At 62.6% G+C, this 14,749-nt stretch carries 13 protein-coding genes and 1 pseudogene; 7 read left to right on the forward strand and 7 right to left on the reverse strand.

Going from position 1 to position 14,749, the window contains the following annotated elements:
• Nucleotides 1-15 precede the first annotated feature (15 nt).
• From ACMGGW_RS14450 to ACMGGW_RS14480, 7 genes are all read left to right on the forward strand, one after another.
• Nucleotides 16-1,356 carry an MFS transporter gene (locus ACMGGW_RS14450; RefSeq protein ID WP_060447883.1) on the forward strand — a complete coding sequence of 447 codons (1,341 nt, stop codon included), beginning with the start codon at nt 16-18 and terminating at the stop codon, nt 1,354-1,356.
• A 42-nt stretch (nt 1,357-1,398) separates the two neighbouring features.
• Nucleotides 1,399-2,178: an SDR family NAD(P)-dependent oxidoreductase gene (locus tag ACMGGW_RS14455; protein ID WP_089181685.1), complete on the forward strand. Its 780-nt coding sequence runs from the start codon at nt 1,399-1,401 to the stop codon at nt 2,176-2,178.
• A gap of 14 nt (nt 2,179-2,192) precedes the next feature.
• The gene (locus ACMGGW_RS14460) at nt 2,193-2,939 is read left to right on the forward strand and encodes an SDR family NAD(P)-dependent oxidoreductase (protein WP_025303434.1); all 747 of its coding nucleotides are present in this window, start codon (nt 2,193-2,195) and stop codon (nt 2,937-2,939) included.
• Between the two features lie 68 nt (nt 2,940-3,007).
• Nucleotides 3,008-3,265, forward strand: a complete 258-nt coding sequence (locus ACMGGW_RS14465) for a hypothetical protein (protein ID WP_225735623.1) — start codon at nt 3,008-3,010, stop codon at nt 3,263-3,265.
• The gene (locus ACMGGW_RS14470) at nt 3,262-4,290 is read left to right on the forward strand and encodes a CobW family GTP-binding protein (RefSeq protein WP_164067420.1); all 1,029 of its coding nucleotides are present in this window, start codon (nt 3,262-3,264) and stop codon (nt 4,288-4,290) included. The genes ACMGGW_RS14465 and ACMGGW_RS14470 overlap by 4 nt, the downstream gene beginning before the upstream one ends.
• A 29-nt stretch (nt 4,291-4,319) precedes the next feature.
• On the forward strand, nt 4,320-5,513 hold the full coding sequence (locus ACMGGW_RS14475) for an ABC transporter substrate-binding protein (protein ID WP_025303437.1): 1,194 nt from the start codon (nt 4,320-4,322) through the stop codon (nt 5,511-5,513).
• Nucleotides 5,514-5,657: 144 nt separating this feature from the next.
• Nucleotides 5,658-6,758 carry a glycosyltransferase family 9 protein gene (locus ACMGGW_RS14480; protein ID WP_197832553.1) on the forward strand — a complete coding sequence of 367 codons (1,101 nt, stop codon included), beginning with the start codon at nt 5,658-5,660 and terminating at the stop codon, nt 6,756-6,758.
• Here ACMGGW_RS14480 and ACMGGW_RS14485 read toward each other — a convergent pair.
• From ACMGGW_RS14485 to ACMGGW_RS14515, 7 genes and pseudogenes are all read right to left on the reverse strand, one after another.
• A complete protein-coding gene (locus ACMGGW_RS14485; protein WP_060447885.1) occupies nt 6,697-7,920 on the reverse strand; it encodes an O-antigen ligase family protein in 1,224 nt (407 codons plus the stop codon). The genes ACMGGW_RS14480 and ACMGGW_RS14485 overlap by 62 nt on opposite strands.
• On the reverse strand, nt 7,898-8,806 hold the full coding sequence (locus ACMGGW_RS14490) for a sugar glycosyltransferase (RefSeq protein ID WP_025303440.1): 909 nt from the start codon (nt 8,804-8,806) through the stop codon (nt 7,898-7,900). The genes ACMGGW_RS14485 and ACMGGW_RS14490 overlap by 23 nt, the downstream gene beginning before the upstream one ends.
• A 291-nt stretch (nt 8,807-9,097) precedes the next feature.
• Nucleotides 9,098-10,219: an alkylhydroperoxidase domain protein gene (locus ACMGGW_RS14495; protein ID WP_197833486.1), complete on the reverse strand. Its 1,122-nt coding sequence runs from the start codon at nt 10,217-10,219 to the stop codon at nt 9,098-9,100.
• A pseudogene (locus ACMGGW_RS14500) lies at nt 10,216-11,258 on the reverse strand (putative FMN-dependent luciferase-like monooxygenase). Before ACMGGW_RS14500 ends, ACMGGW_RS14495 begins: the two are co-directional and overlap by 4 nt.
• Nucleotides 11,255-12,913 carry a dipeptide ABC transporter ATP-binding protein gene (locus ACMGGW_RS14505; protein WP_197832551.1) on the reverse strand — a complete coding sequence of 553 codons (1,659 nt, stop codon included), beginning with the start codon at nt 12,911-12,913 and terminating at the stop codon, nt 11,255-11,257. Before ACMGGW_RS14505 ends, ACMGGW_RS14500 begins: the two are co-directional and overlap by 4 nt.
• A complete protein-coding gene (locus ACMGGW_RS14510; RefSeq protein ID WP_089196033.1) occupies nt 12,910-13,800 on the reverse strand; it encodes an ABC transporter permease in 891 nt (296 codons plus the stop codon). Before ACMGGW_RS14510 ends, ACMGGW_RS14505 begins: the two co-directional genes overlap by 4 nt.
• Nucleotides 13,797-14,741 carry an ABC transporter permease gene (locus tag ACMGGW_RS14515; RefSeq protein WP_127146064.1) on the reverse strand — a complete coding sequence of 315 codons (945 nt, stop codon included), beginning with the start codon at nt 14,739-14,741 and terminating at the stop codon, nt 13,797-13,799. The genes ACMGGW_RS14510 and ACMGGW_RS14515 overlap by 4 nt, the downstream gene beginning before the upstream one ends.
• Nucleotides 14,742-14,749: the final 8 nt, after the last annotated feature.

Genomic DNA, 14,749 nt, shown 5'->3' on the forward strand with positions numbered 1-14,749 from the left:
TGAGTGACAGCAAACATGAGCCTCTATAAAAAGACAACGGTCAACGGCTGGCAACCCCAGCAATTAACCATCAGGGACGCCAAATTCGCAACATGGATCGCTTTCTTCGCCTGGGTCTTCGCCGTCTATGATTTCATTCTTTTCGGCACATTGCTGCCGGAAATCGGCGATCACTTTGGCTGGAGCGAAGTAGAACAGGCCGAACTGGCCACCTGGGTGGCGGTAGGCGGCGCGATCATCGCGCTGGCTATCGGCCCGTTGGTCGACAAACTCGGCCGGCGGCTGGGCATCGTCGTTACCGTCGGTGGAGCCGCCGTTTGCTCGCTGCTGACTGCGATCGGCGGTGCCTGGGGGAAAGGCGCGCTGATCGGCATCCGTTCCGTCGCCGGGCTCGGTTACGCGGAACAAACCGTTAACGCCACCTACCTCACCGAGATCTACGCCGCTCTCGACGATCCGGCCCTCAATCGCCGCAAGGGATTCATCTACAGTCTGGTCCAGGGCGGCTGGCCGGTCGGCGCGCTGGTCGCTTCGGCGCTGACGGCATTGCTGATGCCGATCATAGGCTGGCAAGGCAGTTTTATTTTCGCCGCGCTGCCGTCGTTTATCATCGCGTTGCTGGCGTTGAAACTGAAAGAGACTCCGCAGTTTCAAATCCACCAGCACATTCATCAACTGCGCCATCTCGGTGATATCGAGCAAGCTCGGCAGGTCGCTCGCGATTACCAGGTCGATTATGACGCTCATCAGCAGGCCGGGCTGTCAGCCGCATTCCGCGGCGCTTCGCTGCGCGCCACATTGGTGCTGGGCGGTGCCGTGCTGATCAACTGGTTCGCTATCCAAATCTTCAGCGTGCTCGGCACTACGGTTCTTACTAAAGTGCACAGCGTCTCCTTCGCCAACTCGCTGCTGATTCTGGTGCTGTCCAACCTGGTGGGCTATTGCGGCTACCTGACGCACGGCTGGTTGGGCGATCGTTTCGGTCGCCGCAATACCATCGCCGTCGGCTGGATGATCGGCGGGGTGTCATTCGCCGTGATGCTTTTCTGCCCCAGCAACCTCCCGACGATCGTCGCGCTGTACAGCATCGGTTTGTTCTTTCTGATCGGCCCCTATGCGGCGGCGCTGTTTTTCATCAGCGAAAGCTTCCCTACCGCCATCCGCGCCACGGCCGGTGCGCTGATCGGCGCGATGGGGCCGATCGGCGCCATTATCGCCGGCATCGGTACCACCACCGTACTCAGCGACGGCGGCCACTGGCAAACCGCCGCGCTGTGGTTCGGCGCCGTACCCTGCTTCGCTTCCGGCGTCATCATGCTGTTCGCCCGCCATGTGGCGCCGCACAGCGTGCACTAAGTGCTCGAGGGGGGGAGCCCCCTCATGTTCGAGGAATCGTTTATGACTGAAAAATTATCTTCATCTCAACCGGTGGCGCTGATCAGCGGTGCGGCCAGTGGCATAGGATTGGCCCTGGCGGAAGAGTATGCCCGCCGTGGCGTCAGGATCGCCGCCGGCTATTTTCCCCAGGATCCGCACGACTATCGGCAAGCGGCCGAGCGCGTCGCCAACGCCGGCGGTGATGCCTTGTGGCTGGAATTGGACGTGGCCTCCACCGCCTCGGTGGAGGCCTTTGCCCTGCGCGCGGCAGAACACTTCGGCCGCGTCGATTATGCGGTGGCCAACGCCGGCCTGCTGCGCCGCTCACCGCTGGAAGAGATGAGCGACCAACAGTGGCATGAAATGCTCAATGTTGATCTCAGCGGCGTGATGCGACTGTTTCGCGCGGCGATCGGCCAGATGCGCGGCGGCGGCAGCCTGGTGGCGGTATCTTCCATCGCCGGTGGGGTCTACGGCTGGCAAGATCATGCTCACTACGCCGCCGCTAAAGCCGGCATCCCCGGCATCTGTCGTTCACTGGCGGTGGAATTGGCCCCACGCGGCATTCGCTGCAACGCGGTGATCCCCGGTTTGATTGAAACGCCGCAGTCGCTGGATGAAACCCACTCGCTGGGGCCGGCGGGCCTGGCCAAAGCCGCACGAGGCATTCCGCTGGGACGCGTAGGACGGCCGCAGGAGGTCGCCGCCCTGATACGTTTCTTGACCAGCGACGAGGCCTCGTACATCACCGGACAAAGCCTGATTATCGACGGCGGCCTGACGGTTCGCTGGCCAGAGTGAGCGGGGAGGAAAATATGATGCTGAAACACCGCCGCGCAACGATCACCGGCGCCGCCAGCGGCATAGGCGCCGCGATTGCCCTGTTGTTTGCCAGGGAGGGGGCAGCGCTGATGCTGAGCGACCGCGACGGCACCGGGCTGAACGTTATCGTCGAACGCTGTCGGGCTGAGGGCGCAACCTGCCATGGCACCGTCGCCGACGTCGGCAAACCGGACGGCGCCCGACGGGGCGTGGAGGCCTGCCTGCAACGGTTAGGCGGTATCGACATTCTGGTTAATAACGCCGGCATGCTTACCCAGGCGCCCTGCAGCGAACTGACGCTGGAGATGTGGGACGAGATGATGGCGGTCGATCTGCGCAGCGTTTTCCTCGCTTCGCAGCACGCACTGCCTTATATGCGCCGACAACGCTGGGGCCGCATCATCAATATCGCGTCGCAATTGGGCATTAAAGGCGGCGCCGAACTGAGCCACTATGCCGCCGCCAAGGCCGGGGTGATCGGCTTCACCAAGTCGCTGGCGCTTGAAGTCGCCTGCGACAATGTGCTGGTAAACGCCATTGCACCCGGCCCGATCAAGACCCCGTTGGTGGCCGGCATCAGCGATGCCTGGAAAGAGGCCAAAGCAAATGAGCTGCCGCTGGGACGATTCGGCCTGGTCGAGGAAATCGCGCCGGTGGCGCTGCTGCTGGCCAGTGAGCCGGGCGGCAACCTGTTTGTCGGCCAAACGCTGGGGCCCAACGCCGGCGATGTGATGCCCTGATAGGAGAACCCCGAACGATGTGCGGACTCTGCGGACTATTGAACGACACGCCGCAATGGAGCGATCCGTTGCGACATTCTGACCTGCCCATGCGCCAGCGTCGGCTGCAACAGCTGGCGATACTGAATCGCGCTCTGGCCCCCTTAAAGCTGACGCTAAGCGATATCCACGGCAGCAGTTGGCTACTGGCCGGCGCTACCGGACAGCAGGCGATCGTTACCCGCCTGGATCAGCTTTGGCAAGAGGCCGAACGGCTGCTGAAACGGCCGATTGACCCGCTCGATGAACGCTATCTCACCGCCCTCATCTCTGCGGAGGCACCATGAGCCCAGAAGATAAACTGCCGGTACACGTGTTGAGCGGTTTCTTGGGCAGCGGCAAAACCACCTTGCTTCAACGTTTGCTGGCAGGGCAGAACCTGGATGATGTCGCTCTGCTGGTCAACGAATTCGGTGAGGTCGGCATCGACCATTTGCTGCTGGGGGAGATCGCACCGGACACCGTGCTGTTGCCCGGAGGATGCGTCTGCTGCGCGATCCGCGGCGAGTTGAAACAGGCGCTGTTGGCGCTGTATGAACGCCGTCAACGTGGCGAGGTGCCGCCATTCAGCAAAGTGATCCTGGAAACCACCGGCCTGGCGGATCCGGCACCGATATTTGCCACATTGCTGCAAGACCGGCAGCTACAGTACCATTTCACCCCCGGTACCATGGTCACGCTGATCGACAGCGAACATGCCTGGCAGCAAGCCAACCATCATCCCGAATGGTTGGCCCAGGTCAGCGCCGCCGACTGGCTGGTGCTGAGTAAGACCGATCGTGTGCCGGCCGGCGAAGGGCCTGCGTTACTGGCGTACCTGCAGCAATTGAATCCGCTCGCGCAAACCGCCATGAGTCATCAATTGGCCAATGGCGATCTCAGCCTGTTCGATACCCCATGCTCGCCTCAGGTGCCTACGCGTTTTCGGCGTTGGCCGGCCGTTCCGGCCAAACAGGGGGCAGCACCTTACAGCAAGCCTGGGCAGCAGACGCACCCTACCACCGAGACCTGTATCATCACCTTCGAGCAACAGATAAACTGGTCGGCTTTCACCGTCTGGCTGTCGATGCTGCTGCATTGCCACGGACAATCTATACTGCGGATAAAAGGCATGCTGAACGTGCTGGAAAGCGATACGCCGGTGGTGATCCACGGCGTGCAGCACAGTCTGCATCCCCCGGAACATCTTGCCGCCTGGCCGGACGGCCGGCGGCGCACGCAGTTGGTCTTCATTCTGCGCGGCCTTGACCCCAAGCGGCTGCAGAACGCTTTTCAACGTTTTCTACACCCTTTTACGCAGCCATCCTTCTGATGGCTCCCCTTTGACGGAGCTGCCACCTCATGACCTCGACACCTTCACCCCGCGGTCGCCCCACGTTACGGGTATTGGGTACTTCGGTGACCTTGCTCGAACTGTTGCGTCAACGGGCAGAGCAGGATCTGGGATTGCATATCGAATATCACATTCACGATGTGCAAGACGCCCAGCGTATCGCCGTTATGCACCCGGAGCGTTACGATCTCTACGACCAATGGTTTCACAACGTGGATTTTGTCTGGCCGGCGCGAGCCATCCAGCCGTTGGAGATTAAGAGGTTGGCTTACTGGGACGAGATTAACGATTTACCTAAACTCGGCGCCCTGTTTCCCGGTGGGCGGTTGGGTGACGGCAGCGTGCCGGTAAACCGCCTGTATGTGCAACATGACCGTAGTCTGAACAGCCGGCCCACCGATCACATCAGCATGCTGCCGCTGACGCATAACGCCGACAGCTTCGCCTATCATGAAGCTCGCTTGCCGCCCGCGCTGCACGAAGAAGAAGAAAGCTGGGGATGGTTGCTGCACCCGGCATTTTCCGGCCAGTCGGCGCTGCAGGACGATGCGGCGATGGGCGGACTGGATGCGGCTCTGGCTGCGCAAGGCGCAGGGCTCGCGCGTTTCGCCAACGTTGGCAACCTCAGTCTGGAGGAGATAGACAGCCTGACCGACGCGCTGTCCCTGCTGCATCGCCAGGGGCACTTCGCCGCATTCTGGACCAGCCAGGACGAAGCCTGCCGATTGATTGACGATCCGCGCGTCAATATCCAAAGCCTGTGGGCGCCAACGTATTTTCGTCATCACTCGCGGCAAAAAGATTACCGGCTGGCGACGCCGCGTGAAGGCTACCGCGCCTGGTATGGCGGTCTGTCGCTTTCACGCTGCGCCACCGGTAAAACACTCGACGCCGCCTATGCTTACCTTAACTGGTGGCAATCCGGATGGCCGGGCGCAGTGATGGCCAGGCAGGGATACTATATTTCCAATCCTCAGCGCAGCCGGCCTTACCTGTCTGCCGCCGAATGGGATTACTGGTATGCAGGCAAAGCCGCCAGTGAAGATTTGCCGGACGCTTACGGCAACCCGCTCATCGCTAAGGGGGAAATCCGCGATGGCGGCAGCTATGAGCAGCGCATGAGTCACATTGCCGTCTGGAATTCCGTGATGGATGAACATAACTATCTGGTACGACGCTGGCAGGATTTTCTTCGCGCCTGACCGGCGGCGCCCGAAGGCAATTGCAAGCATAACGTTAGCATCTGTCGCAATCTGTTGCGGGCCATTGGCCTGCCGTGGCCGCGCTTGTATGATACGACGCGGCGCCAGATGATGGCCACCGAACTCAAGCGGAAGCGAACGGCAATGTCTAAACAGTGGAAAATAGCGGCGGCCAACGCCGGTTTGCGTCTCTATACCCGCATCGCGGGCAATTTCCGGCCCGCAGCGAGCTTCGATCCGCAGCAATCCTTTGAACGCATCGTGATTTTCTCCACCAGTGCCCTCGGCGATCTGATGTTCAATACGCCCGCCATCCGCGCACTGTGTGAGCGCTATCCCGGCGCGCAAATCACGTTGGTCTCCAGCCACAAAAACCGGCAGCTGGTCGAAGGCAGCTCCTGCTTTCATGACGTAATTTACTGGGATCACAAGGCTAAAGACATGTTGGGCGTTATCCGGCGCCTGCGAAAAAACCGGCCGCAGCTGGCGGTCATCCTGCACTCGAAGGCGCCTTATGACGTGCTGGTCGCCATCACCGCCGGCTGCCAATACCTGTTCAAAGACATTTATGGCAACAAACCGAGCGGCATGGAACGCTGGCTGACCGGCGTCAGCCGCAGCACCGGCGGCCATTTGATTCAGCGCAAGCTGGATATGGTGGGGCAATTGGGATGCCGTACCGACAATCCTGACATGTTCATCCCGGTCGCCCTACCCGCACTGGCGAAACCGACGGGCAAGATCCCGATCGGTTTTCAGATGGGCGCCTCCGAAACGCTGCGTCGTTGGCCGGTCGAACGCTTTGTTCAGCTGGCGCAACGGCTGCTGGCGCACTCCCCCGACTGCCAGATCGAGTTGATTGGCAGCAAGGCGGAGCGCAGCCTCGAGCGGGAATTTATGGCGGGTTTGAGTGAGGAACAGCAACAGCGGGTGGTAAGCCATATCGGCGCGACCACGTTACCGCAACTGCTGGCGACCATCGCCAATCTGCAGGTGCTGGTGACCGGCGATACCGGCCCGCTTCACCTCGCCGTGGCGTTGAAAACCGCCACCGTCAGCCTGTTCGTCACCGCTAACCCGCGGCATACCGGCCCCTATCAGGACAGCGAGCGGCATCAGGTGATGCACGTGCCGGTTGATAGCGCCGCGCTGGATACGGCCCAGCGCAGCCAACCGCTCAGCCTCATCGCGGCGGAACAGGTGCTGGAGAAGACCCTGGCGGCGTTACCGCCGGTACACCCCTGATCGGCAACCGCTTAGGCTGCGACAGCAGCATCGCCAGCGGCAGCCAAAACAGGTACCAAAACTCCGCCGGATTGGCGATCACAAACATGCCCTGCGAACTGTAGAACACCAGCATAAACAGAAACATGGCCGCTTCCCAACGCCGCCCTGCGCGCCAGTGCGCGATGGCGAGCCGCGCGCCATATCCCAGCAGCGCCAGCAGCAACAGGAAACCCACGCAGCCGCCCTTCAGCAACGCGCCGAGGTACAGGCTGTGCGTGGTGTGGTTCAGCTCGCCGGTGTAATTGAGAAAGTTAAGCTGCTTATCAAAGCCGTAGCCGAAGAACGGCGCCTGTCCGATCAGCGCCAGGCTGTGGCGCCAGATGCTGATGCGAACAAAGCTCTGTTGATACAGCTCGCCAAAACGCGTCAGCAACATTTCGCCGATCGCGCTGTAAACGACGACAAGAACCACAGCCAGCACACCGGGCAACAGAAACCACAGCCACCGTCCCGGCCGGTGTCGATAAGGCATCGCCACTACCACCGCGAGCGCCAGTGCGATCAGCGGGCCGCGGCTTTGCGTCAGCACCATGAATGCCAGCAGCGGCGGGATAAAGCACAGCGCCGCTTTTTGCCCGGTATCGCGGAAAATCATCAGGCTCAACAAAATGGCGATGGCGGCGTAACCGGCCAGATCGATCACGTTGCTCGGCCCCGGATTGCGGGCGGTGGTTTCCCGCAGATGATAAATCGACGGGGCGTCTACCAGCGTCAGATACAGGCACAGCGCCGTCATGCCGGCCAGCATCGCCCACAGCAGTTGATGACGCCGCTCACCGTCGAGCAGCGTCACCAGCCAGGCGAGATAGAGCAGAATATAGGCGCTGTGGGTCAGGGCCGACGGCATGTCGCCCGGCGTCTCGCCCCACAGCGCACTGAGGGAATAATAAAGCAAAAACATCAGCGCCAGCCCGCCGCCCCAGCGCGCCTGACGATTGGCCCACAGCTGCCGCCGCAGCGGCGGCCAGGTGAACACGGCGGCCAGCCACAGCAGCGCCGCCAAATGAAACAGGTTGTTGACGCGGGTCTGCCCGCAAAAGATCGCGCTGAAAAACGCGAAGGCTAAAAACAGCGCGCTGCCGAAGCGATAACACCGCTCAGGCTTGCTGAAAGTAAACATTGCCGTCCACCTTCTCGAAGATATCGCTGCCGATAGCGCTGTGCAGGGAGAGGTTTTTAATCGCGATCTGCTGCTTTTTCATGATCGCGCCGGCGTGTCGAAAAGCGGGGATCACCAGCGACGCCACCTTGTCCGCCAGAAACGTCGGCAAGCGATCCTGCTCGGTTTCGTAAAAGCGCGGCTGGTGGAAGTTGTTCATGTCCAGTCCGGCGATAAACAGCTGCCTGAAGCCGAGATAGGCGATGATTTGCAGCGCCCAATAGGCCACGGTGCCGGCATCGAAAATGCCGCAGCGGATATCCTGGCTAAAGCCGAGCATGCGGCTCTCGGCGGCAAAGACCACGCCGTTTTCCCGGCAGTAGTGATCCCACAGCGCGCCGCTGTCGATCCGGGGGCGGTAAATCTTGCAGGCCGCGTCTTCGACGATCGCCAATCGGCAACCGATCGCCGCCGGGCCAAAGCGATCGAGAATGCGCGCCACGCCGTGCACGGTGGTGAACAGCGTCAGCTCAGGCCGTTGAATGACGTCGCGCACGATCTCTGGGCGGCTGTCGATAAACCCCATGTCCACGATGACGTAGAAGCGAAAATCCACCTGCCGATGCAGAAAATAGGCGCCGTTGACCCCGATGGCGGGCATGGCGGGAATATTTTCGAAGCGCAGCGCCTTCACCGACGGGCCGGTAGCCGTCAGCAGCACCTCTCCCCGGCAACTGCTGCGCAGTTCGCTCAGCGGGACGATCGGCACCGCCCGGTGCTTGTACCATAAGGCGGCGATTTCACCGCCTTCGCCGCGCGCGATCTTCACGTAGGGCCAGAGGTTTTCGTTATGCCGATAAGGGCGCGCGTGGGAATAGCGGTAGATCTGCTTAAAAAAAGAGCCCATGGTGGCGATGTCCTGTCCAGAGTGCGTGACGATACCTACAGAGGCATCTTTCTGTATGCTCAGAATTTAAAAACGTGTCAGCACTGGCCAGGCTGCCCAGCGAGTATCTAAATATTCGTTTAGTCGGGCAATTTTTGTAATTTGAATTATCTGTCTGCGTATCGGCAAAAGATGCGTCAAAATGTTAATCGGGTGAGAAACTGTTACAGCGCGTAACAATAACGTCAATGGCAATACCCGAGCGCGTTCAGGCGGCAGCCAACGGCGCTGCCGCCTGAACGGTTAAGAGGATCAGAGATAAGGTTCGCCCAGCGTCAACATCAACCGGTTGGCCCAGGCAAAAAACGCCGTCGCCTGCACCAAATCCAACAGCGCCAGCTCATCCAGGCCCTGAGCGCGCAACGCCGCCAGCTGCCCGGCGTCGGCCTGCGGCGGCGTTGCGGATAGTGCGGCGGCAAAGGTTATCTGCGCTTGCCAGGCGTCATCCTGCCCCTGGCTCAACGCGCCGCCCGGCGCCACCGCCAGCAACCGATCTATCTCGGCTTCGCGCTTCGACAGCTGCGCCGCCTTGCGCGCATGCACCGAGGCGCAGTAGATGCAGCCGTTCACCTTGCTGGCGACCGTTGCCACCAGCTCGCGATCCTGCCGCGCCAACCCGCCGGAGGTATAAAAAATCGCCCGGTCCGCCAGCGTGCGTTGTTCCAGCACCGGATGGTTGCGCGCCAACAGGCGGAAGTAATCGGAATCGGCGTGGCCAAACCGCTCTAGCAACGCCCGGCCGGCGTCATCGAATTCCGCCAACGGTTTGGCGGCGATCCACGGCTCCCACCCCAGTTCTTGCCGGGTAAACGCCGGCGGCGCGTGACGGCCGCCTCGCGTCGTGCGCTCCGTACGCCAGCGGCCGGCCGTTACCGGCTGATGCGCCGCAGCGTCGTCCGTCTTGCCGCCCAACAGCCGGTAGCCCCGCAGCAAGCGGCTTTGGAAACTGACAAAGGCGATTAACTGCGACAATGTGACGATGGCGTCCAGCGACCAGCCGGCCTGCCGCAGCGCCTGCAAGTGCTGGGCGTTGGCGTTGGCCGGTTGAAACGCCAAACGTTCTGCATGCGCCAACGCCACCGGCAGCCGCTCGTCTTCCGGCGCGTCGCCCTGACGTTCCAGCAGAGCAGCGTAGTGCGCGGCCAAGCGCGGCTCGCCGTGCCATTCACTGATGCGCTGAGCCAAGCGCAGCCGCTGCGCCAGCGGAAAATCGCCGGCGTCCGCAGGCGCAAACAGCGCCAGATAGCTGGACTGAACGGCATCGGTCGCCGCCTGACGGGTGGCTCTGGCCTGCGCCAGCGTGGAATCCAGCGCAATCTCGGCCAGTTCGGCCAGTTCGGCCAGCAGATCGACCTGGTGCGATAATGTCGTCATAGCTTTTCCTCAACGTGATATTCATAAGCAGCGGCAGGCGTGCCGCGCCGCCAGCCCAGTTCAGGGGCCACGTGGCGGGCGATAAGATCGATAGAACGCAGAATATGGGCGTGCGGTGGATCGATAGAGTGCACCTGAAACGCCAGATCGGTGACGCGCGCCAGCGCGCTGTCCCGTTGTAACGAGGCTATCACCTGATCTGGCGTGCCCAAGTGCACGTCGAAAGCGCGGATCAGGCCGTCGAGCGACGTATCGGCCAACCGGTGGCCGCTGGCGCGCATACGCTCCAGCCCACGGCTCAACCCGGCCGTGGCGAAGTCGCGCGCCTGCTGGCCGTTCTCGCTGACAAACGCGGTGCGCGACCCCATGATGCGCGGTGCCACCCCTGGCGGCAGCGCCGCCAGATAAGCGTCAATGATCGGATTCTGCAGTTCGTCCAGCGGCAGGTCAGGCGCGTCCGCGGGGCGCGGCTGCGTGCGCGACAGCATCAGGCCGTCACCGGCGCGGCCGGCCCGTTCCCCCCCTCCACCGAGAACGTGGCCTGCCAGACACGTTGCGCCAGCTGCGGCGCCGCCGGGTACAGCCGGTTGTCTTCGCCGCCCAACGCCTCTGCGCGCCAGGCACTCAGCAACGTGCGCAAATTCTCGGCGAATGCCGTGTTGCGCTGACCGGCGTCGAGACCGAAAGCGGCGAAAGAAGACGGCGTGCCGCCGCCGGCCACGCCCACCTCCAGTCTGCCGTCGGACAACAGATCCAGCACCGCAGTGTCTTCCGCCACCCGCAGCGCCGACTCCATCGGCAACGTGATCACCCCGGTGCCCAGCCGGATACGGCGGGTGCGTGCCGCCGCCTGCGCCAAAAACACCAGCGGTGATGGCAGACCACCCTCATCAGCATGAAAGTGGTGCTGCGCCACCCAAGCGGTGTCGAACCCGGCTCGTTCGGCGTGCACGATCTGTTCGATCGCCAGCCGGTAGCGCTCCTGCGCGCTGCCCTGATCCAGCAATCGGGTGAAGAAACCGAGTCTTTTTCCGCTCATATCGCCTCCTCAAATTTTGGCTGTCCGGCATGCGATGCGCGGCCGGGAATGGCGGCGATCAATTGACGGGTGTAATCGCTCCCCGGCATGGCGAACAGCTCGGCGGTGGCGCCGCCGTCCACCCGTTCACCGCGGTGCAATACCGAAACGCTGTGCGAAATCCGCCGCACCGTCGCCAGATCGTGAGAAATAAACAGGTAGGTCAGGTCCCGCTCCTGCTGCAACTCTTGCAACAAATGCAGGATCTGCGCCTGCACCGTGACGTCGAGCGCCGACGTGGCCTCATCCAATACCAATATTCGCGGTTGCAGCACCAGCGCGCGGGCAATCGCCACCCGCTGACGCTGGCCGCCGGACAACTCGTGCGGCCTGCGGTTCAGCAAATCGGGCGGCAGCGCAACCCGTTCGAACAGCTCACGCACCCGCCGATCGCGCTCCGGTTTGCCGATCGGCGCGAAATTCAGCAGCGGTTCTTCAATCACCCGATAGAGAGTCTGTTTGGGATCGAGCGAGCTGAACGGATTCTGATAAACCAGCTGAATGCGCTGCCGAAACTGACGCAGCGCTTCGCCCCTGAGACCGATAACGTTGACGCCGTCGATCAGGATCTGCCCGGCATCCGGCCGCTCGAAGCCCAGCAGGCAACGCGCCAGCGTGCTTTTGCCCGACCCGGACTCTCCTACCAACGCATGGGTGGTGCCGCGCGGCACGCTAAACGACACACTATCCAGCGCGCGGAACCCCTGGCCGCCGGACAGCCGAAAATCCTTCACCAGCGCCTGAACCACGATCGCCGGCGGCTGCCCGCTGCGTTTCGGCGGCGGCGCAACGGCGCCGCTCAATGAAGGCACATCGGCAAACAGTTTGCGGGTGTATGCGCTGGCAGGCGCGCGCAGCACCTCGGCGGTAGCCCCCTGTTCCTGCACCCGGCCGTGGCGGAACACCAGCAGTCGATCGGCGCGTTCCGCCGCCACGCCCAAATCGTGCGTCACCAGCAACACTGCAGTGCCAAATTCGCGCCGCAGCTCGTCGATCAGATCGAGAATGCGTTTTTGCACCGTCACGTCCAGCGCGCTGCTCGGTTCGTCGGCAATGATCAACACCGGCTGCAGCGCAATAGCGATGGCGATCAATACCCGCTGCTTCATGCCGCCGGAAAGTTGATGCGGAAACTGGCGCGCCCGCAGTTCCGGGTGCGTCAGCCCGACGCGAGTCAACAGTTCCGTCACCCGCTGTTGTACCTGCGCGCGCGGCAACCGGCGGTGAATATTGACGATCTCCGCCACCTGCTCGCCGATGGTTTTTACCGGGTTGAGCGAGCTGGCGGGATCTTGCGGGATCAGGCTGATTTGCGCCCCTCTCACCGCATCCAGACGCCGCGATGACCAGCCGGCGATATCGGTACCGTGCAGCCGGATGGTGCCCTGTTCAAGGTGGCCGTTGTCGGCCAGCAAGCCGATGATCGCCTGCGCCGTGGTGGTTTTGCCGGAACCGGATTCGCCAACCAGCGCCACCACCTCGCCCGGCTCAATCGTGAACGACACCTCATGCACCACCCTTCGCCTGCCTTCGTTGCCCTCATAAGCGATGGAAACCTTGTCCAGCGCCAGTACCGGCGGCCGCGCCGCCCGTTGCCATGCCGCTTGCATGCTCATCGCGCTTTTCCTCCCAGCGAACGGCTGATGTGGTTAGCCGCCAACACTACCGCCACCACCACAATGCCCGGGAAGGTGGTCAGCCACCAGGCGGTGGAAATGTAGTTGCGCCCTTCGGCGATCAGCAGCCCCCATTCCGGGGTTGGCGGCGGAGTGCCGTAACCGAGGAAACTCAGGGTGGCGATCGCCAGGATCGCGCTGCCGAACTGCAGCGCCGAGAAGGCGATCACCGAAGTCAGCGAGTTCGGCAGGATATGCCGCCACAGCACCGTCCAAAAGCTACCGCCGCTGCCGTAGGCCGCTTCAACGTAATCGCTGTGCCGCACTCGCACCACTTCCGCCCGTGCCAGACGGGCAAAGTTGGCAACTGAAGTGACACCCACCGCGATGGCGGCGTTGACCGTACCGAAACCAAGCAGGATGATAATGCTCAGCGACAGCAGCAGGCCGGGGATCGACAACAGCACATCGACGACGCGCATCACCGCGTCGTCCGCCACGCCGCCCAACGCACCGGCGATCAGGCCGAGCGCGGTGCCGAACACCAACCCCAGCGCCACCGCCACTACCGCGCCGGTCAGGGTTTGCGACGCGCCGTACACCATGCGCGCATACAGGTCGCGTCCCAGCTGATCGGTGCCAAGCCAATGGTCACCGCCGGGCGCCAGCCGCTGCGCGCCGGCAATGCCTTCGGTGCCGCTGTAGGCGGTAAACAGCTGCGGCGCCAACGCCCACAGCACCACCAGCGCAATGACCGCCCAGGCCAGCAAAAGCGTCAGGGGGACACGGCGGCGGCTTGGACGACTGGCGGGCAGCGCGCCTTCACTTTCAGCGCCGGACAGATCGCGCTCAGGAACCGTGGCTTTTTCAAAGGAGATACTGCTCATAGGGATGCTCCTGCCTGGGTTTTCAGCCGCGGATCCAGCAGTGGGAACAGCAGATCCACCAGCAAATTGATGATGACGAAAGCGGTGGCCGAGATCAGCACTATCGCCTGCAGCACCGCCACATCCTGGTTGACCACCGCTTGCTGGGTCAATTGCCCCAGGCCGCTGCGGCCAAACACGGTTTCGGTGATCAGCGCCCCGGCGATCAGTTCGCCGAACAGCATGCCGGCGATGGTCAGCGCCGGCAGCATGGCGTTGCGCGCCACATGCCGCCATAGCACCCCGCTGCGGCTGGCGCCCTTGGCCCGCGCCACCGCGACGAACGGCTGGGTTTGCACCGCATCGATGCTGCGGATCAGAATTTGCGCCAACGGCGCAGAGATCGGCAGCGCCAGCGTCGCGATCGGCAAAATCACCCCCTGCCACTCGCCGGGGTTAATGATCGGGATCAGCTTCAGGCGGAACGAAAAGAGCTGAATCAGCACAATGCCCAGCCAAAAGGTGGGCACTGAAACGAACAGCGACGGCAGCATCTGCAGCGCCGAACGCAGCCAGCCGAAGCCGGTCAGGTTGGAAGCAAAAGCGATAATCAGCGCCAGCAGCAACGCCACCGCAAAGCCCAGTACCGCCAACTGCAGCGTGGCGGGCAGATTAGCCGCCAGCAGCGCGGTAACCGGCACCCCGGCCTGCATTGAGAAGCCCAAATCGCCATGCAGCACGCTGCCCAGGGTATGCAGATACTGCCGCCACAAGGGGACATCCGCGCCATAGGCCGCGCGCATGTCAGCGATCTGCGCCGGGCTCAGCCCCATGTCCGGGTTCTGGAATTTGATCAGGATCGCATCGCCCGGCAGCACCTGCAGCAGGAGGAACGACAGGGTAAAGGCCGCCCACAGCACCAATGCCGCCTGCCCGATGCGCCCCGCCAGATATCGCTTCATTGCGCCCC

Origin of the sequence: Serratia sp. BNK-4, from assembly GCF_048685115.1 — a bacterium.
GTDB lineage: Bacteria > Pseudomonadota > Gammaproteobacteria > Enterobacterales > Enterobacteriaceae > Serratia > Serratia bockelmannii.